This is a genomic window from Microseira sp. BLCC-F43, from assembly GCF_041929235.1.
In the GTDB taxonomy this organism is placed as follows: domain Bacteria; phylum Cyanobacteriota; class Cyanobacteriia; order Cyanobacteriales; family Aerosakkonemataceae; genus Microseira.
The window spans coordinates 40,653-59,227 of record NZ_JBHFNP010000147.1 but is presented as its reverse complement, the minus strand read 5'-3'; the positions used below and the strand labels follow the sequence as shown (position 1 = coordinate 59,227).

Below are 18,575 nucleotides of genomic sequence, written 5' to 3'. Positions count from 1 at the left end.
TGCCAGAAACCGGGTTTCGACCTAGATTTCTAGTTTGTAAATCGACGATTTTTCAGAGAAACCCGGTTTGTTTGCCATCGCTACATAACTCAAGTTGCTAGTTATCTCTCAAACAGCGGCTAATGGCTCATGGAAGAAAAATGCTATATTACGTAGCTATCCCAATTAGCAATTAGCAATTAGCAATTAGCAACTTGGGTGAGATATAATTCTTCTCCCTGTCTCTAAAAGTTATGTCTTTGTTAGCTTTCTGGCGTCGATACCGTTTTGCCGCATTGTTGTTTAGCCTGTGTTTGATCGCCGTGCTGCTATTCGCACCGGAGGCGAATTCGACCCAACCAGATCGGGTTAATTCTGCCGTAGTGGCGGCTGAAAATTCTGCTATTAACGAAAAGCAATCGGCGATCCCAGCAGGTGGAATGACGGAAAACGTCGGTAAAATTGTCTTGGATAATGGGTTAACCGTTCTTACCAAAGAAGTGCATACTGCGCCTGTAGTCAGCGTGCAAGTGTGGTACAAAATAGGGTCGCGCAATGAAGAACCGGGAGTTAATGGTATCGCCCACCAACTTGAACATATGCTGTTTAAGGGTACAAGCGATCGCCCGATCCAATTCGGTCGTTTGTTCAGCGCCTTAGGAAGCGAGTCCAACGCTTTCACTAGCTACGACCAAACAGCTTATTACGGCACCGTTGAACGGCATAAACTACGCGCGTTACTAACTTTAGAAGCCGACCGGATGCACAATTCTCTCATCGATCCGGCGCAACTGGAAAGCGAAAAGCGCGTGGTTATTTCTGAGTTACAAGGTTACGAAAATGACCCCGGTTACCGACTTAGCCGCAGGGTGATGCAAGCTGCATTTCCTAACAGTCCTTATGGTTTGCCAGTCGGTGGCACAAAAGCCGATGTGCAAAAGTTTACGGTTGACCAGGTGCGGCAATATTACCGCAAGTATTATAGCCCCGACAATGCTACTTTAATCGTTGTAGGTGATTTCCAAACCGCAGCGACGCTGCAAGCAGTTAAAGAAATTTTTGGTAATATTAGCAAGGTAAGCAGGGGAGCAGAGGCTGGTTCTACTGATGTTAACCTTAGAACTAAAGCAGACAATTTAACTCAACTCGCCCCGGTTAGTTCAATCAACCAAAATCCTATTGTATTGCGGGAAGAAGGCAGCGCTCCCCTATTAAATGTAGTGTATCCATTGCCACCCGTAAATCATCCCGATATCCCGGCATTGCAAGTAATGGATTACGTTTTGACCTCGGGGCGCAATTCGCGTTTATACCAAGCTTTGGTAGAGTCGGGTTTAACTAGCGACGCCGGAGGCTATACCTCTAACTTAATTGGTGCGGGTTGGTATGAATTGTATGCTACGGCAGTACCGGGTGAGAAACTGAGGAAAATAGACCAAACCCTGCAACAAGCGATCGCCGACCTGCAAACCAAAGGCGTTACCCCAGAAGAACTCAACCGCGCCCAAGCACAGTTTGTAGCAAATATAACATTGGGTAACCGCAATATTACTAATCAAGCCATCCAGTTAGGCGATAATGAAACTACTGCGGGTGACTATCGATACATAGATAAATTGCTGGCAGCCGTGGGGGAGGTCAGCACCGCCGACGTGCAGCGAGTCGCGCAAGAATACCTGAAACCAGAGAATAGCACGGTAGGATATTTTGAACCAACCCAGATAACCCAAGGGGATACGGGGACGCGGAACGCCGGACAAACGAGTGAAAAATTTAACCTCGGACCACCTGTAGACCCCGCCGAGGTGGCTAAGTATCTGCCAGAGATAGAGGTAGCGAATACAACTAGCGAACGCGGGCTGCCAGAGTCGTTGAAGCTGGGAAATGGGATGCAGGTGTTGTTAGTAAGCGATCGCAGCACTCCCACAGTAAGTTTAAGCGGCAATATTTCCGCAGGCAGGCAATTTGACCCCGCAACAAAGGCAGGCGTCGCCGAACTAACCGCAGATAACTTGATCAACGGGACTAAAACCAAAGATGCCCTCACCTTGGCTAAAGTGTTAGAAAGTCGGGGTGCGAGTCTGGGATTTTCTGCCAGTCGGGAAGGTGTTAGTGTGAGTGGTTATAGCCTGAAGACAGACTTACCCGTTTTGATCGAAACCCTGGCGGATGTGGTGCAAAACGCTACATTCCCCACAGATCAGCTAGAACTGAGTCGCCAGCGTGGGATAACTGACCTGAAAGCACAGTTAGATGACCCCAACTACTTGGGTTTCCGGACGCTGCAACAACAGATTTTCCCCCAAAACCATCCCTTCCATAGCTATCCCACCTTGGAAAGTCTCAAAGCGATTACCCGCGCCGATGTGGTGGAATTTTACCAAACCTATTATCGACCGGATAATACCGTACTGGCTTTGGTAGGAGACTTTGATCCGCAAGAGGTGCGAAGTCTTCTCGAAAAACATTTCGCCAACTGGACAGCAAGCGGAAAACCTCCACAGATCGATTTTCCACCCGTTGCTGCACCGGCAAAAATAGTGCGGTTAAACCCAGTTTTACCGGGGAAAACCCAAGCAGTGACAGTGATAGGAAATCGCGGCATTAACCGGCAAGATTCGCGTTACTATGCTGCTTTGGTACTAAATCAAATTTTGGGTGGAGATACCTTATCGAGTCGCTTGGGGACGGAAATACGCGATCGCCTTGGTTTAACATACGGTATCTACAGCTACTTTCAAGCAGGCAAACAACCGGGATTATTTATTATTGACATGCAAACCGCAGCGGAGGATGCGAATAAAGCAATTTCCAGTACCATCGCCTTGCTAAGACAAATTTGCACATCAGGAGTCACCGCCGCCGAAGTCGAAACTGCCAAGCGTTCATTGACTAGCAGTTATAGCGTTTCTTTGGCAGATCCCGACTCGCTAACTTCTCAAATTTTGATGAACGAAGTTTATGGATTAAGTCGAGAAGAAATTCGCAACTTCCCCCAAAAAATTCAAGCGGTTACTTTAGAACAAGTAAACCAAGTTGCGAAAGAATTGCTGCATCCCGATAACTTAGTAGTGGTCACAGCAGGACCAGATGTTACTTAGATGATGAAGGTGATGGAGATGATGCAGATAACGAAGTAAAAGTAATTACTTCCGCATCTCGATCGTTCCCCGCGTCCCCGCGTCCCCGCGTCCCCGCGTCCTCTTCCCCATCTTCCCCATCTGCGTTAATTGTGAGGAGGCAAAAAATGCTCAGTTTGTACCTATTTTTAGTGTTGGGTTTTATTGGCAGCGGACATTGTATTGGTATGTGCGGTCCCTTTGTTATGGGGTATTCTTCATCTCAGAATAATAGTTGGCATTCCCACGTACTATATGGTTTAGGTCGTTCTACGACTTACGCATTTTTGGGATTAATAGCGAGTAGCTTCGGTCAAATTTTACAGGGTTTATTAGGACTGCGCGCCACGCTATTACTGTTGGCGGGTGGGATAATGATTTACCTGGCATTAGGGCAACTGAAAATATTACCTAGAAAACTTCCTTCTATTGGACATTATCGCTGGTATCAAAACAGCGTAGGGCGACTGTATGCTAGCAATAGTTGGTATCGCACCTATCCGCTAGGCGTCATGCTGGGGTTTATTCCTTGCGGGTTAACTGCAATGGCGCTATCGTTGGCGATTACGCAATCGCAAGCGATCGCAACTTTAGGCATGTTCGCCTTCGGTTTGGGTACAATGCCTGCAATGGTAGGGTTTGGCATGTTAATTCAACGGCTAAAAGTTCCCAAATTAGAACGCTACGCCGCAATGATAATGGTCGTTTTGGGCTGTTTGACCTTCTGGTTGGGGGCGTATAATTTAGGTTGGTTACCTCCACCGCCGCAAAGGAAGCTGTTAGCGCGACTCCATCCCTCCAGCTTGCCTGGAAATGCGGATACCCCGCAACATATGCATCACCATCACCATCACCATCATTAGACTTATACCAAAAGAGGGACACGGCATGAGATCATCTTCTGATATAAACCAAAATTTATTCGGCGCCGTGTCGCTACCAATGCGCACCAATAGTGGGGACACGGCATGAGATCATCTTCTGGTTGACAGCAAAATTTATTGGGTGCCGTGTCGCTACAAAACCCCTTAAAACGGATTGTAACTATTTTTTATGATCGGATTTAGGCAGAAATTGGATTTTTTGGCATAGACTCTTGCAAAAGTTTCCACGGGCGCTCAGACTGAAATTTAAGGCTATATCCTGATTGATATAGCTAAGGTTTCCCATTGCCTGATATTTTTGCTACAAGTCTTATGATTCAGTTCGTTTCCTTTACCTACAAATGGTTGCAACGCGGTTGGATGATATTTTTACTCATCCTTTGTTTAAATATCTTTGCACCCGCAACAGCAGTCGCAGCACCACCTACTGCCCCAGTTACACCCATAAAAGTTAAGGTTAGTTTGGGTAATGAAGCAAACGAGTTAAAGTTTTTCCCAAATCACCTCGAATTCCTGGCGGGGAAGATCTATAAACTCGTACTAGATAACCCCAGTCCCCAAAAACATTACTTCACCGCTAAAGACTTCGCCGATGCAGTCTGGACGCAAAAAGTCCAAGCTGGCAAAGTAGAAGTAAAAGGCGCCATCCACGAGTTGGAATTATTGCCGGAAGGCGTTGCCGAATGGGTATTTGTACCCATGAAACGGGGAAATTATACCCTGCGCTGTCCGATACCGGGACATACAGAGGCGGGGATGACGGGGACGATAGCGATAGCGCCTCAGTAGAAGCAATATTGTCAGACAAAACAAATTACTAAAAGGTTGAATTTCCGGTAATTTTTTTACCGGAAATTCCCACCAAAATATTATTTCTCACAAGGCCATAAACCCGGTTTCTTCGTAAATCTCCAGTTGACAAATCAAAGATTTTTCATAGAGACCCGGTTTCTTTGCGTAACTCCTGTATTTCTTAATCAAAGATTCTTCCCCAATTGGACTCAAGTTTACTGCTTGAGTTGCAAACTTAATAACGCCGGGAAAATCTGTTGCGATCGCCGCCGCCGCCGCCTCGGTTATCGCCACCGCGTGGGCCCCTTTGTTCGCGGGGTTTTGCTTTATTGACTTTCAGGGTGCGATCCATCCATTCTGCACCATCGAGAGCCTCAATAGCAGCAGATTCTTCAGCTTCTGAAGCCATTTCCACAAAAGCAAAGCCACGCTTTCTACCAGTTTCCCGATCGGTGGGTATCTGAACCCGCTTCACGGTGCCATATTCAGTAAACACATTCACAATATCGTCTTGCGTGACTTCGTAAGACAAGTTGCCTACATAAATTGACACAAAGTCTCTCCAGAATCAGAAGGTGTAGAGAGGTCGATCGGTCGAGGAGTCTGTAAGTTTTACTAACAAACGCGATGGCCGAATTTATTTCTCAGGTGATATCTTAACATACACTCTCTTCGGACTAGCCAAACCTCTATCCGCAGAGGTAGGGCGATTTCCCTATTCTGGGTATAGGACTGGGGCGGATGCGATTCCTCGCCAGTCCTATACTGGGCTTAAGCTAGCGCAGTCACGCCGGGATGATAATCTTGCACCGAACATAGCCGCCATTTGGCTTCGCCTTCCAATTCTAAAACCTGATGGTGATACTTTAACAAGCTAGAACGGTGTCCGACGCTGATAAAAGTTGTTCCTCTTGCTTGCAGTTGCTGATAGAGGCGTTCTTCGTTTTTGATATCTAAAGCACTCGTTGCTTCGTCCAAAATGGCGTAGCGGGGTTGAGTCAGCAACAGTCGCGCAAACGCCAGTCGCTGTTGTTCTCCCAATGAAAGAATATCCGCCCAATCTAAAACGACATCAAATCCACCCACGCGATCCGGTAAATTTGCCAAATTCACTTGTGACAATACCTCTCGCAAGGTTATTTCATCTACCTCGGTGTTAGTATTCGGGTATAACAACTGGTCGCGTAACGAACCTAAAATCATATAAGGACGCTGGGGTAAGAACAGCATTTGCTTTAAATCGGGGCGGACAATACAGCCAGTTCCAGTATTCCAAAGTCCAGCGATCGCTCTGAGTAAAGAACTCTTCCCCGTTCCACTTTGTCCTACAATTAATAAACCTTGTCCCGGTTGAACGGTTACCGAAAGATCTTGAGCCAAAGTTTTTTGATATTTGGGAGTCTGTAAAGTTACATGAGAAAGAGATAGATTAGCATCATCTTGCACCACGTCAATATATCTAACACCTTCTGGCAGCGCCATCGGATCTGCTAGGCTTTCTGAGAATTCTGCCAAACGATTAATGCTAGCAGCAAAAGCTGTCAATTGTTCGATTTGATTCACTACAATTGACAGTGCCGAGAAAATCTGACTAAAAGCTATCGCTGCTTGGGTAATTGTGCCAAAATCAGTTTTTCCGCTCAGGTAAATGGGGGCTACTACTAGATAAGGTAATGCTCGCACAAACAGGTTGTATCCTGTTGTAAAAAAATCCAAATTTCGCTGCCAGCCGATTAGCAAATCAAAGTTGCGTATCGCTGCCATAAATCTTTGCAATACCTGGGTTGACTCTTTCTGTTCGCCTCCATAAAAAGCGATTGACTCAGCATTGTCTCTAATATGAACCAACCCATAACGGAAATCTGCTTCTTTTTTAAGTTGATTGAAGTTTATCTTAATCAATTTTTTGCCAATCAAAATAGTAATAGCTGTCCCAAATATTGCATACAACAGCAGCGTAATCGACAAAGATGCCGAAATCGACAATAGGACACCCGTAAAAGACACTAAGGTAATAATTGACCCTAAAACCACCAACAAAAATGACAGGCTGGTGCGAGTAAAAGCTCTGATATCTTCAGAAATACGCTGGTCAGGATTATCTAAATCTTCCCGCTCGTTTATTTCATAATAAGCTCGGTTTTGAAAGTATTTTTGCAAAAATTGCTTCGTCATCCATTCGCGCCAGTAAAGACCCAGCTTTTGTTGCAGGTATTGATAAAATACTACAATCGGAGTCCCTACCACCATGATGCCAGTATATACAGAGATCCAGCGCCAAAATGTTGCTGCTTCTTTAGCCACCAGCGCTGTATCGATATACCGCCAAACAAAACTAATAGCTACATTCAGGCCATTAACCGCTAAGGAAAGTAAAAGTACGAGTGCCAATAAGCTGATAGCTCCGCGTTTTTCTTCTGAAAACCAATAAGGCTTGGCGATCGCCCAAAATCGATTCCACAACTGTCGGTCAAATCTGCTCATGTCCTATTCCTACAAAAGTAACTAAATTGTCATAATATATCAGGTGTCCGGTAAGGTGCATTGGCTGTGAAGAGCGTAGCATATTATACCTGATTATTGGTGAAGCGGGTAAATTCTGGTGGTAGAGCACAAAAAATCAACAACGCTTTCTGTTAAAGAGTGTAACGCAAATTAATATAAAGTTAATTTAGGATAGAAATACCTGAGAAAATTTACTGATAAACGAGGCTAGCGAGGGATTCTCCAGCAGAGACGCGATCGCGCCCGGTAGCCTCCTAAAATAGTTGAACCGCTAACCCTCACCATCTGGCAATAGCATGAACATTCTGAGCAATTTACTCACTCAACCCGTCCAACCCGCGCGCAGCAAACAAAAACGCAGAGGCGTTGAAATCAAGTCCCAGCGAGAAATAGAAGTGATGCGCGAGGCGGCGAAGATAGTGGCGACGGTGCTGAAAGAAATTTCCCAGATAGTAAAACCGGGGATGACAACCGCCGACTTGGATGCCCATGCAGAAAAACGCATCCGCCAAATGGGCGCTACCCCTAGTTTCAAAGGTTACCACGGGTTCCCCGGCTCGATTTGCTCCAGCATCAACAACGAAGTGGTACACGGCATTCCCAGCGCCAAAAAAGTGATTCGCGCTGGAGATGTCTTAAAAGTAGATACGGGCGCATATTACCAAGGCTTTCACGGCGACTCCTGCATCACCATCCCCGTAGGCGAGGTAACGCCGGAAGCAGCTAGATTAATTCGCGTGGCGGAAGAAGCGCTTTATAAAGGCATTGAACAAGTTAAAGCGGGAAACTATTTACTCGATCTTGCTGGTGCAATAGAAGATCATGTCAAGGCTAACGGCTTTACCGTTGTAGAAGATTTTACAGGGCACGGAGTTGGGCGCAACCTGCACGAAGAACCTTCGGTATTTAACTTCCGCACCCGCGAAATGCCTAACGTCAAGCTGCGCGCCGGAATGACCCTGGCAATTGAACCGATTTTAAACGCCGGTTCGAGGCACACGCGCATTTTATCGGATCGTTGGACGGCGGTGACGGTAGACAATTCCCTATCTGCCCAGTTTGAACATACCGTGTTGGTGACCGAAACAGGTTACGAAATTTTGACGGATCGGTCAAAAGTTTAATCAGAGGGTGTGGGAGATCCCCCTAAATCCCCCTTATAAAGGGGGACTTTGAAGCCCTAGAAACCGACTTTGAAGCCCTAGAAACCGGGTTTCTTGCTGCGATCTCTCGTTTCAAAGCGACGATTTTTCACAGAAACCCGGTTTCTTTGCGTAAGTCCCGATCGAGGAGGATTTTGAAGCGCCAAATCCCCTTTCCTAGAAGCGGAGTGGGTTTTTGTTGCCAGGGACTTTGTTTGTGACAGTTGGCTAAGTGTCTACAGGAATGGCAAATCGGTTATCGTTTTTATTTGAATTGGGCGATCGCTTTCGATGACAGCAAAGAACCTGTCCAGAGTAAGTTTCCAACTGGGGCAAGCTTCGATTTAGGCTGAGAATAGTGCTGACGTGATTCACGGCAAGCCAACTTAATTGGTAATTGCGATTGCTGAAAAACTATTACCAATTACCAATTACAAATTACCAAACCCTCATGAATAAAATCGATTTAGCATTTACCCCAGCGCTAGAACAAGCAAGACTCGTTCGCACCAAAGAAGTATCGCCATTAGATTTGGTGGAACTTTACTTAGAACGCATCGATCGCCTCAATCCCCAATTGGGTAGTTATTTTACCGTAGCGGCAGATCTGGCACGGGCGGATGCAGTGGCGAAAACAGAAATACTGGCAAAAGAAGAATCTGCAAATTTACCGCCTTTTTTTGGCGTGCCAATTGCGATTAAAGACTTGACCTCGGTTGCCGGTATCCGCTGTACTTATGGATCGCGGGCGCTGATGGATCAGATAGCTGCTTATGATGATGGCATCATCACGCGCATCCGCGCCGCCGGGTTTATTATTCTGGGTAAAACCGCAACTTCGGAAGTCGGATCGCTGCCTTATACCGAACCAGAAGGGTTTGCACCGGCAAGAAATCCTTGGAATACAGATTATACTCCCGGTGGATCGAGTGGGGGTGCAGCCGCCGCCGTGGCAGCGGGGTTGTGCCCGATCGCTCAAGGTTCGGATGGCGGCGGATCGGTGCGCGGACCAGCTAGCTGTTGCGGTTTAGTCGGGATTAAACCATCGCGGGGAAGAGTTTCCCACGCACCGCTAGGCGATCGCCTTAGCGGCGTCGCCACCGATGGCGTTATTGCCCGTACCGTTGCCGATGCAGCGGCGCTTTTAGATGTCATGTCTGGCTATATTACCGGCGATCCTTACTGGTTACCCGATCCCGATCCATCTTTCCTCACAGCTGCTACCAGTAAACCGCCCGCTTCCCTAAAAATTGGTTTTACCACCACATTACTACCCCTGGGGGAAGCCGCACCCCCAATTGGGCAGGCCGTGTTGCAAACGGCGAAACGGTTAGAAGGAATGGGTCACGCCCTCGAACCTGTGAGTTTGGATTTGAGCGAATTAATCGATCCGTTTAAGATAGTTTGGCAGTCAGGGGTAGCGGCATCTGGCATTCCCAAAGCAGCGCTGGGAAAAATGAATCAATGGTTGTTAGAACAAACTGGAGATGTTAGCCAGTACTTGCGTGCAGTTGCCCAGATGCAGATAATTGGACGCAAAATTGTCGCGTTTTTTCAGAATTTTGACGCGATGTTACTGCCAGTTTACATGCATCCCGCGATTCGGATCGGCGAGTGGGAAAATTTAAGTCCAGAAGAAACTTTGGCAAGAATTATCAATTGGATTGCCCCTTGTCCGCCGTTTAACGCCAGCGGACAACCCGCGATCGCCATCCCTGCTACGTTTGACTCGAATGGCTTACCCATCGGCGTTCAGCTGGTCGGACGCCCCGCCGCCGAAGCCACGATCCTTGCCTTAGCAGCGCAAATTGAAGCGGCGAAACAAGCGAGTGAACCGCGCCCTCATTTTGCCATTAGTGGCTACTGAAATTACGGAAAAGCAAAGGCTCAAGCAGTCTAATGCTTGAGCCTCTTGAAGTGTAATTTAAGGCTAAAAAAGCTTAGTAGCGACGAGAAGAGAAGTTGTCGCGGCGACGTCCACCACCACCACCAAATGAACTCCTTTCTTCGCGAGGCTTGGCTTTATTGACCTTCAGATCGCGACCCATCCATTCAGCGCCATCCAGGGCTTCAATCGCTGCGTTTTCTTCAGCGTCTGTACCCATTTCTACAAAGCCAAAGCCGCGCTTGCGACCTGTTTCGCGATCGGTGGGAAGCTGAACCCGTTTCACAGACCCGTATTCTGCAAACACAGAATTCAAGTCTGCTTCTGTAACTTCATAAGATAGGTTACCTACATAAATCGACATAGCTTGTCTCCAAAATTACAACTTTGCAGAGAGTGATAGTTCGGAGAGAAGCCTGCCAATATAAAACGGGAAAAACTCGTCAATACTAGAAACAAACATTGCAACCGATACTTATTCTCTTCCATTATTGTAGCACTTTAGCAAGCTGTTTGGGTTGGCTGGCACAAGAGATCGGCACAAGAGAGTCAAATCAAGACCTGACAAGCATGGGTTCTGGATCGGGTAGCACAGAGACTTTGATTGGGTCGTAGCCTAGCTGTTGAGTAATCCGTTCCCTGGCTAAAACGCGATACTCCCAAAAATGCTCTCCTGCGGCGCATAAACCCAAATACATATTCATAACTTGGGGCTTTCTCCGCAGAATCGTCCACAATTGTCGCCAAAACTGCCAACGAATTTCAGGTCGTCGTATACCCTGATGCCAGATTACCTGGGCAACCAGCCGCAACCCTTTCCCCAGGGGAAATTGCATGGTCTGCTTTCGCCCTAGGGGAGGAACAATACTGAGGCATTGCTGAAAACACCGCCTGAGATAGTTCGGGGGTTCGTACAACCTCCAGAATCCTTCGACATACTCTCTGGCAATTTCGGCAATGGGGCGGGTGGGGATGAAATTCATCAGGGTATTCTGGTCGCCTGTCGGATGGCTAGAACCTTCAAGCAAACGCTCCTCTCCCTTGAGTCGGTTCCAGAGGGCAGTGTTGGGCGGCGCTTGGAGGATGCCCAGCATGGGTTGAGGAATGCTGGTTTGTTCGACAAATGCTTGAATTCGTTCGCCAGCACCTGTGCGTTCTCCATCAAATCCCAGGATAAACCCGGCATAGATCAGCAGACCTGCCTGATTGATCTTGCGACAGGCTTCCACTAGGGGGTTGCGAGTATTTTGCACTTTGCGCGTTACTTGCAGGCTGTCTTGGTCGGGGGTTTCAATGCCGAGAAAGACTGCATAGAAGCCTGCTTGCCGCATCAGATGCAGCATTTCATCATCCTCTGCCAAATTTACAGATGCTTCGGTGATGAACGTGAAGGGATAGTTATGCTGCTGCATCCAGGGAATCAATTCTCGCAGGAAGCGTTTGACGTTGCGCTGATTGCCAATAAAATTGTCATCGACGATGAAGAGCGACCCTCGCCAGCCTAGATCGTAAAGCGTTTGCAACTCTGCTAAGGCTTGACTCGGTTCTTTGGTGCGCGGTTTGCGTCCGTAGAGGGAGATAATGTCGCAAAATTCGCAGTTGAAGGGACAACCGCGAGAAAACTGAATCGCCATCATGCAGTAGGCATCCTGCTGAAGCAGGTCAAAACGGGGCATGGGGCTTTGGGTGACATCGGGTTTTTCCATCGAGCGAAATATTCCTTGGTCTTCGCCTTGATTTAGCGCTGCCAAGAATTGGGGAACCGTCATCTCTCCCTCATCGAGGATGAGGTAATCTGCGCCAGAGTCTAGGGCATCTTGGGGCACCGATGTGGGGTAGGGGCCGCCAACTGCTACTTTTTTGCCTAATCGCACTGCTTTTTGAATTAAAGCGTGGAAATCTGCCTTTTGCACAATCATGGCAGAGAGGATAACCAGGTCGCACCATTCCCAATCCGCTGCTGTTTCCAGGTTGACGTTGCGATCGCAAAATCTTATTTCCCAGTCTTTGGGTAAAAGTGCCGCCACTGTAATAATTCCCAGGGGTGGAATCACTGCCTTGAGTCCAGCGATTTCCATGAAGCGATCGTAAGACCAAAACGACTGGGGAAACTGAGGGTAGAGCAACAATGCTTTCATAAGATATCCTTGCTGCAACTTTAGGTTGACTCTGGCATGACCGGATGCGGAATTAGGTAAAGTTTCCGTCAGCCTACCTTAGTCCCTGGAAGCGTACCTCAGTCTTTGGAGAGATTTTTTTAAACTGGTATTTCCTGATGACAGTGGCTACAACGCCAGTAAAGTCCTGCCAAACGCATGTGACGGAATAAAGTGTACGAACAGCAAAGGCAAATATGCCTACTCATCATCGATTGCCCGATTGTTGGGTATAGAGTCCGTTGGCTGCGACCATTGGTTAGTTGGGGCGGCGATCGCATCAGACTCGTTAATAAAGCTTCCATCTTACAGACCTGCATTTAATACTATTTTAATTTTAACCGATTTTGACAATAAAATCTGAAATTTCTCAATACATAAACTTGTTTTTTGTGATATAATCCATAACAATATTAATTGCTAGGTGAAAGAACCTTAGCAAGAGATTTTTCCTGTCGTCGTGGAGAGGAAAATTAAGCTCAGTCAGCGGCTGATAATACTAGGGATAAAACAGCTTTTATTCACTTATGTAGACCAGCAAGTAGCTCTGAATAGAGCTAGATAAGCCAATTTATTGATGAGGTTGAGTAGTGATGAAAATTCAAGCGTTGGAGATCCAGGTAGGCGATCGCATCATCGCTTACTGCAACAACAAGAGGCAAATCTGCACGGTGCGACGCATCTTAGATCCCGATCAAATTAATATCACGCTATCGGTATTCACGACCGATCATTATCGCAGCTCAATATTGCGCGTAATCAGGTTCCGGCGGGATGCTTTAGTCGATTTGGCAAGCTAAAAATTTATCTCCAAAGCTAAGTGTCCCGCTTGCTTCCCTTGTCCTCGCTTAAGGAGTGCGACTTACCTGCGGCGGGGGGAGACTGGGTGACTGTTGCTGGTACAAGGTGATGCGCCGTTCTCGGACGGTATCGAGGGCAATTTGCCAGATGACGCGAAATGATTGGAAAGATTCCTCAGAAATGACATCTTTGTCTAGGTCATTTACGGCAGATGTCAGCAGTTTTAGCAGATCTTCCCTTTTTGTTTCTAGTTGTCTTAGATCGTTGCTTTTTGGCACTTCATTTAATAGGTGAATAACCTTCTTACTGTACTCATCTGCGGCATTTTTCTGGACTCGTACTAGCAACCGCTTCAATTGTAGCCCCCAAGACCATAACAACAGGACAATGGTTAATATCAGCGCCAAAAAATCGGCGTTTTCTTGCACGAAAGAAGGTTTATCCCGATCGTAGTAAGCTTGCGATCCGGGGTGAATGGGTGCGCCGAGTCCGCTATCTCTGGATGGAGGATTGATGTTGGCTATCAGTGGTTTTATATCTTCTTGAGGAATTGCATCTGCCAATTCTTGGCGACGTTCCATTATGACAGTCGTGATGTTGCGAATTACCTCTGGATCTACTTTCTCATGAGCGAGAAGAGTTCTCTGGACTTGCACTGTTGCTAAATCGATGGCTGGAATGGGTGGATTGCCTCGGTAAGCTCCTTGAGGAATAATACCCACTTCAAATGCCGGATATTTAATTTTCATCGCGGCAGCTTGTGGAATTGGCACTAATCTGGCGCTGCCATTTTGCACTAATTGCAAGATAGATGGATTTACTAGCGCCCGCACTCGAAACGCAGCATCTGCTTGATTGCGAAGAAAAGCTTCGTTAGCAGCTAGTTCGGTTTCTCCTACGAAGGTGAAATCCGATTCTGCTAAACCAAAATGAGCTGCTACATTTAGAAATGATTGGAATTGTCCGCCAGTTTTTGGCAGGGCAATTCGCTTGCCTTTTAGATCTGAGAATTGATTTATAGGAGAGTTATTGGGAACGATTAACTGGAATTTATCAGAATATAAAATTGAGATTAGGCGTGCTGAAGCACCGACTGGAACATCAGCTTGAGCGGTAGCAAGTTGCACTTGGTTTGATTCCAATTGCTGGATATTTTCTGCGGTTCCGCCAGTTTTGATGACTTCAATTTGAATGTTGGGATGGTATTTTTCTACCACTTGCTCGATGGCTTTGCTGATGACGTAGCTTTCGCCTTGTATTGCACCAGCAGCAAGTTTGAGTCGATGTACTTTTGTGCGATCGCCTATTTGCAACGCCACGACTGTTACAAAACCCAGACTTACCACAACTAAGCTTCCTACACCCAGTTTGGAAAGGTTGGCGCTAGCTAGGAAGCTGAGGAATTTTGCTTGAGATCTCTGTAGGGCGGTTTGCGGGGAGTGCATCTAATTTTGACGACCAACTACTGCATTCATTGTCATCGATTAAAGTTAAGATTTCGTAATCCCCTCCCAGGGCGGCTACTATTTTTTCCCGTTCATTAACTGCTGCTGTGCTTCTGCGGTGAGTTCGGCTTTAGATTCGGCGACAACATCCCAAAACATTTCTCCAGCTTCCGCTACGACTCCCTGACTTTTTTCGTATAAATTCAAGCTAGTTTTAATCGCTGCTTTGACAATTGGTTTGCCAATTTTGGCGACGGCGGGTAGGATAATGGGTGCTAAAGCGACTGCACCAATGCCGATTAAAATTGCGCGATCGCTCGCTAAGTTGCGGACGTTTTGTAGCGTTTGATTTACTTTGACTTGGCTATTTTTTACTGACATAATTTTATCGATTGGTAATTGGATAATATCACCTGCTGACCTGCTCACCTGCTTTCGATTGGCGGATCGCGGTGCATAAGGGGGCCTAACCCATTTAACCCTGCTGCGATTGCAGAACCGTTATGCACAACCGTTGCTGCTAATGGATGCAGTCCCACAGTCGATGCGAGTCCCAAGGCGGCTAAATTGGGAGTAACTGCTAGACCGATATTTTGCTGGATGACTCGTTTGGTTTGACGAGCGATCGCAAAGGCATCTAGCAAGCTAATTAAATTATTACTCATCAAAACTACATCCGCTGTTTCCCTCGCTACTTCTGAACCATCTCCGAAAGAAATTGCCGCATCTGCATAAGCAAGTGCTACCGAGTCGTTTAATCCATCGCCTGTAAAAGCGACGGTTTTACCCGCTGCGTGCAATTGTTGTACAACGGTTGCTTTTTGTTCTGGAAATGCTTCGGCGTGAACTTGTTCTAGGGGAATACCGAGTTCTTTAGCAACTGCGATCGCTCTTGGTTTTGTATCCCCGGTTAGCAGGTGAATTTCCATGCCATATTCGGTTTGCAATTTTTCGATTACTGCTTTACTTTCAGCGCGCAACGGATCGGTGTATTGAATAATTCCTTGAAATTCTCCGTTAACTGCTACATACAATAAAGACGAGCGGGTGGAAATCTGACAACTGAAGTTTTGAGGACAATTTGTGCTTGTACACAGATGGGGTTCGTAAAGACAAGTCAATTTTATTCCCGATTGTTGTAAGAAGCGATCGCTTCCCACCAATACTTCTTGCTCGTCTATTTCTGCCCGCACTCCCAAACCAACTTCATATTCCCATTTTCCCCGGGGTAATATGTTCGTGCCTTGTTTTTCTGCATAGCGCATGACTGCTTCGGCGACGGGGTGAGTCAGGCGCTGTTCTGCGGCGGCGGCTAATTCTAAAACTCTGGCAGCGGGCAGTTTATCTGTCACGGTTTCGACTGCTACAACTGCCACATCTCCTTGGGTTAACGTGCCGGTTTTATCAAACACAATTGTATTGACTTGGGCTAATTTTTCCAAGGCGCGTCCGCTGCGAATTAAGACGCCGTGGCGGGTGGCGTGGTTCAATGCGGCTAAGTAAGTTGTTGGCAAAGAAACTCTAATTCCGGTAACAAAATCGAGGGTTAAAATTGCTGCCGCTCTGGCTGGATTGCGGGTAATTGCTAACATAATTCCTGCTAAAATTAAAGCAGGTACAACCGCTTGGTCTGCAATTTGTGATGCATAATTTTCCATGCGGGTATCGTGGACGGGAGCTTTTTGTACTAATTGAATGCTCGCTCCGGCACGAGTCGCCGCGCCGACTCGTTCGGTTTTGATGTAAATTTCTCCCGTTCGCACTAAGGTTGAGGCATAAACTTGTTGTCCCATTTCTCGGACGACTGGCATGGATTCGCCTGTGAGTTTTTGCTGGTCTATTAATGCTTTTCCGCGCAAAATTGAACCGTCTACGGGGATTTGTTCTCCTGGATATACGATGACAATATCTCCAGGTTTGACTTCAGTGGCTGGAATTTGTTTTTTCTGTCCGTCGCTTTGTTCTACCCAGGCATAATGGGCGAGAGAATTGAGTAAGTCTTCCGCATGGTCGTGGGAAACTCTTGCCGTGCGATCGCGTATAATATCCCCAATTTCATGCAAGGTCATGACTAGCGCTGGCGTGACTAAATTCCCCTGCAATGAAGAGAGGCTAAGCGCCATCATATCCAGGCAATCTATATTTAATCGCCGTTCGACTGCAAGGCTGTTATAAGCGCGTTTTGCTACTGGAAACGCTGCCGCTGCTAAAGTTCCTGCAATCAAAGGTTTGGGAATAGGAAATCTCAATCCCAGTAAAGCTAAAATTGTGGCAAAAGCCGGTAATTTTAGTTCATTCCAATCGCTGTTTTCTGATTTTTGAGTTTGTAGGGGCGGGTTTTTCTGCGATCTTTGGCTTCCTACAGATATGTCTGATAAACCCGCCCCTACCTTCCTATTTATGCCGGAGGGCGAGTTTAATTCTGTTGTTTGGGGGATGGCAATATTCTCGGTAAAACCCGTCCCTACAGATGTTTGAATCAGCCGTGCTAGATGCGATCGCATCGCACTATCGTTTAGATCGTTTACTCTATAACTGATAGCAATTGAAGCGCTTTGACGTTGAATCCTAACTTCAGTGACGCGAGTATCTAACTGAATTAACCTGTGCAATCTATTGGCATATTCTGCATCTTTAGCCAACAGCGGTACTCGAAATCTTACCCTTCCCGTAACTGCATGAACCACGCTATACGCAATTTTAGAATAGCTAACTAAATCCGCGATCGCTTTGTCCGATTTCTCTTCCAGCACCATAACTATTTCCCCCTCTATTTTTGCTCTCATTTAGTTGGTTATGGATTTAAAAAGAGCCAGGGCGAAGGCAGGTTTAAATCTATGTAAATGATTATCGTTATTTGGTAAGCTCTCCGATTCAGGGGATACTTCGGGTAAGTTTGCTGCAACTGGCGCTTTTACAACCGTTTCGACTGTCTCGTCAACCCTAGATGTTTCTGTTGGTAATTCGTTGAGAATTAGATTGACGAGATGCTGGCGCATTTGCCCATCTGACATATTACTGGGGGTGTAAGCGATCGCCATCGAGGCAGCTTTGGGATTAATGCGGATATCGTTGACTTGACTGTGTTTTGAAATTAAATTGTACACCCGCTTTGCATATTCCGAATCTTGCGCCAACCAAGGAACCCGAAACCTAACTCTGCCAGGAACTGCATGAATTATCTGATAATTATCTGATATTTCTGGTTGCGTTTCGTTAACTACTTCCTCTTGCGGTATTGCGGCTTCCGATTTAGTTTCTAATTCCTCAAATACTTTATGAACAAAACTCCCTACAATTAGATTAGCCAGCACTGCCCTTGCGCCTTGGAGGTTGAGACTGCGCGTCACTAACATCGCCACTCCAATTGAAATCAGCGCTTGCAGCAAGAAACTTTCTTTTAAAATCTCGCCAATTTGCTTATCCGTCGTTATTTTAACCGATGTGTCGCTCACTCCTAACTGCTGGAGAATTGCTAACATCTGCGCTAAAGGCAGAATATTGGCGTCAAAATTGATACTTAAACTGCCCATTTTTACATCTAGGTTAACCGCCTCAACGCCCACTTCCTGCCCTAATTGTTGAGCTAAAATTGCTAAACTCAAGTCCCTGGGATTATTGCTGTGCAGTTGCACGCATCCAGAACTAGCTTGCACTACCTGAATATCGCTGGTTGGATTTGGCGCTGTTTGAGGGTTCATTTTTTTTTACCCTTAGTTAACCTTGATTGGTTTTTATTTTATAACGACTGAGGCGCTGAAATTGTTAAATAAATCTAAAATTTGCATATTTTATTTATATAAATTACGTAAAAAAACCGGGTTTCTTCAACCATTGCTTTTGTAAACACTAGATAGATTCACTTGT

The 18,575-nt window shown here is 46.4% G+C and carries 15 protein-coding genes; 6 read left to right on the top strand and 9 right to left on the bottom strand.

Going from position 1 to position 18,575, the window contains the following annotated elements; genetic code table 11:
* The first annotated feature begins 233 nt into the window (after positions 1–233).
* The 3 genes from ACE1CM_RS20760 (at position 234) to ACE1CM_RS20750 (ending at position 4,771) form a co-directional block, all read left to right on the top strand.
* Positions 234–3,080 (top strand): M16 family metallopeptidase, encoded by a 2,847-nt coding sequence (locus tag ACE1CM_RS20760; RefSeq protein WP_374879941.1) that lies wholly within the window; start codon positions 234–236, stop codon positions 3,078–3,080.
* 146 nt (positions 3,081–3,226) lie between these two features.
* Complete coding sequence (locus tag ACE1CM_RS20755; RefSeq protein ID WP_374879939.1) at positions 3,227–3,961, top strand: sulfite exporter TauE/SafE family protein; 735 nt, start codon at positions 3,227–3,229, stop codon at positions 3,959–3,961.
* Positions 3,962–4,294: 333 nt separating this feature from the next.
* Positions 4,295–4,771: a plastocyanin/azurin family copper-binding protein gene (locus ACE1CM_RS20750; RefSeq protein WP_374879937.1), complete on the top strand. Its 477-nt coding sequence runs from the start codon at positions 4,295–4,297 to the stop codon at positions 4,769–4,771.
* Positions 4,772–5,009: 238 nt separating this feature from the next.
* Here the strand turns inward: ACE1CM_RS20750 and ACE1CM_RS20745 are convergent, their stop codons facing one another.
* Together ACE1CM_RS20745 and ACE1CM_RS20740 are read right to left on the bottom strand one after the other, a co-directional pair.
* Positions 5,010–5,327 (bottom strand): RNA recognition motif domain-containing protein, encoded by a 318-nt coding sequence (locus tag ACE1CM_RS20745; protein WP_374879936.1) that lies wholly within the window; start codon positions 5,325–5,327, stop codon positions 5,010–5,012.
* 218 nt (positions 5,328–5,545) lie between these two features.
* Positions 5,546–7,258, bottom strand: a complete 1,713-nt coding sequence (locus ACE1CM_RS20740; protein ID WP_374879934.1) for an ABC transporter ATP-binding protein/permease — start codon at positions 7,256–7,258, stop codon at positions 5,546–5,548.
* Between the two features lie 317 nt (positions 7,259–7,575).
* Between ACE1CM_RS20740 and map the strand changes: the two genes are divergently transcribed.
* Positions 7,576–8,403 carry a type I methionyl aminopeptidase gene (gene map / locus ACE1CM_RS20735; protein ID WP_374879932.1) on the top strand — a complete coding sequence of 276 codons (828 nt, stop codon included), beginning with the start codon at positions 7,576–7,578 and terminating at the stop codon, positions 8,401–8,403.
* A gap of 469 nt (positions 8,404–8,872) precedes the next feature.
* On the top strand, positions 8,873–10,288 hold the full coding sequence (locus ACE1CM_RS20730) for an amidase (protein ID WP_374879930.1): 1,416 nt from the start codon (positions 8,873–8,875) through the stop codon (positions 10,286–10,288).
* 73 nt (positions 10,289–10,361) lie between these two features.
* Here ACE1CM_RS20730 and ACE1CM_RS20725 read toward each other — a convergent pair whose 3' ends face one another.
* The 3 genes from ACE1CM_RS20725 to ACE1CM_RS20715 form a co-directional block, all read right to left on the bottom strand.
* A complete protein-coding gene (locus ACE1CM_RS20725) occupies positions 10,362–10,670 on the bottom strand; it encodes an RNA recognition motif domain-containing protein (protein WP_374879928.1) in 309 nt (102 codons plus the stop codon).
* A gap of 190 nt (positions 10,671–10,860) precedes the next feature.
* On the bottom strand, positions 10,861–12,444 hold the full coding sequence (locus ACE1CM_RS20720) for a B12-binding domain-containing radical SAM protein (protein WP_374879926.1): 1,584 nt from the start codon (positions 12,442–12,444) through the stop codon (positions 10,861–10,863).
* Positions 12,445–12,563: 119 nt separating this feature from the next.
* On the bottom strand, positions 12,564–12,767 hold the full coding sequence (locus tag ACE1CM_RS20715) for a hypothetical protein (RefSeq protein WP_374879925.1): 204 nt from the start codon (positions 12,765–12,767) through the stop codon (positions 12,564–12,566).
* Positions 12,768–13,055: 288 nt separating this feature from the next.
* Between ACE1CM_RS20715 and ACE1CM_RS20710 the strand changes: the two genes are divergently transcribed.
* Positions 13,056–13,262, top strand: a complete 207-nt coding sequence (locus ACE1CM_RS20710) for a hypothetical protein (protein ID WP_374879923.1) — start codon at positions 13,056–13,058, stop codon at positions 13,260–13,262.
* A 48-nt stretch (positions 13,263–13,310) separates the two neighbouring features.
* On the opposite strand, the gene ACE1CM_RS20705 is transcribed toward ACE1CM_RS20710, so the two are convergent.
* From ACE1CM_RS20705 to ACE1CM_RS20690, 4 genes are all read right to left on the bottom strand, one after another.
* Positions 13,311–14,708: a TAXI family TRAP transporter solute-binding subunit gene (locus ACE1CM_RS20705; RefSeq protein WP_374879921.1), complete on the bottom strand. Its 1,398-nt coding sequence runs from the start codon at positions 14,706–14,708 to the stop codon at positions 13,311–13,313.
* A gap of 78 nt (positions 14,709–14,786) precedes the next feature.
* Positions 14,787–15,089, bottom strand: coding sequence for a DUF5132 domain-containing protein (locus tag ACE1CM_RS20700; protein WP_374879920.1), 303 nt, complete (start codon positions 15,087–15,089; stop codon positions 14,787–14,789).
* Between the two features lie 44 nt (positions 15,090–15,133).
* Positions 15,134–17,494 carry a heavy metal translocating P-type ATPase gene (locus tag ACE1CM_RS20695; RefSeq protein ID WP_374879918.1) on the bottom strand — a complete coding sequence of 787 codons (2,361 nt, stop codon included), beginning with the start codon at positions 17,492–17,494 and terminating at the stop codon, positions 15,134–15,136.
* A complete protein-coding gene (locus tag ACE1CM_RS20690; protein ID WP_374879916.1) occupies positions 17,495–18,409 on the bottom strand; it encodes an HMA2 domain-containing protein in 915 nt (304 codons plus the stop codon).
* Between the last annotated feature and the right edge of the window lie 166 nt (positions 18,410–18,575).

Excerpts from the sequence above, each read along its gene's own strand:
- ACE1CM_RS20760 (WP_374879941.1), top strand. The coding sequence starts at position 234 with ATGTCTTTGTTAGCTTTCTGGCGTCGATACCGTTTTGCCGCATTGTTG.
- map (WP_374879932.1), top strand. The coding sequence starts at position 7,576 with ATGAACATTCTGAGCAATTTACTCACTCAACCCGTCCAACCCGCGCGC.
- ACE1CM_RS20740 (WP_374879934.1), bottom strand. The coding sequence starts at position 7,258 with ATGAGCAGATTTGACCGACAGTTGTGGAATCGATTTTGGGCGATCGCC.
- ACE1CM_RS20690 (WP_374879916.1), bottom strand. The coding sequence starts at position 18,409 with ATGAACCCTCAAACAGCGCCAAATCCAACCAGCGATATTCAGGTAGTG.
- ACE1CM_RS20715 (WP_374879925.1), bottom strand. The coding sequence starts at position 12,767 with ATGGAAGCTTTATTAACGAGTCTGATGCGATCGCCGCCCCAACTAACC.
- ACE1CM_RS20710 (WP_374879923.1), top strand. The coding sequence starts at position 13,056 with ATGAAAATTCAAGCGTTGGAGATCCAGGTAGGCGATCGCATCATCGCT.
- ACE1CM_RS20755 (WP_374879939.1), top strand. The coding sequence starts at position 3,227 with ATGCTCAGTTTGTACCTATTTTTAGTGTTGGGTTTTATTGGCAGCGGA.
- ACE1CM_RS20720 (WP_374879926.1), bottom strand. The coding sequence starts at position 12,444 with ATGAAAGCATTGTTGCTCTACCCTCAGTTTCCCCAGTCGTTTTGGTCT.
- ACE1CM_RS20700 (WP_374879920.1), bottom strand. The coding sequence starts at position 15,089 with ATGTCAGTAAAAAATAGCCAAGTCAAAGTAAATCAAACGCTACAAAAC.
- ACE1CM_RS20750 (WP_374879937.1), top strand. The coding sequence starts at position 4,295 with ATGATTCAGTTCGTTTCCTTTACCTACAAATGGTTGCAACGCGGTTGG.
- ACE1CM_RS20705 (WP_374879921.1), bottom strand. The coding sequence starts at position 14,708 with ATGCACTCCCCGCAAACCGCCCTACAGAGATCTCAAGCAAAATTCCTC.
- ACE1CM_RS20695 (WP_374879918.1), bottom strand. The coding sequence starts at position 17,494 with ATGAGAGCAAAAATAGAGGGGGAAATAGTTATGGTGCTGGAAGAGAAA.
- ACE1CM_RS20730 (WP_374879930.1), top strand. The coding sequence starts at position 8,873 with ATGAATAAAATCGATTTAGCATTTACCCCAGCGCTAGAACAAGCAAGA.
- ACE1CM_RS20725 (WP_374879928.1), bottom strand. The coding sequence starts at position 10,670 with ATGTCGATTTATGTAGGTAACCTATCTTATGAAGTTACAGAAGCAGAC.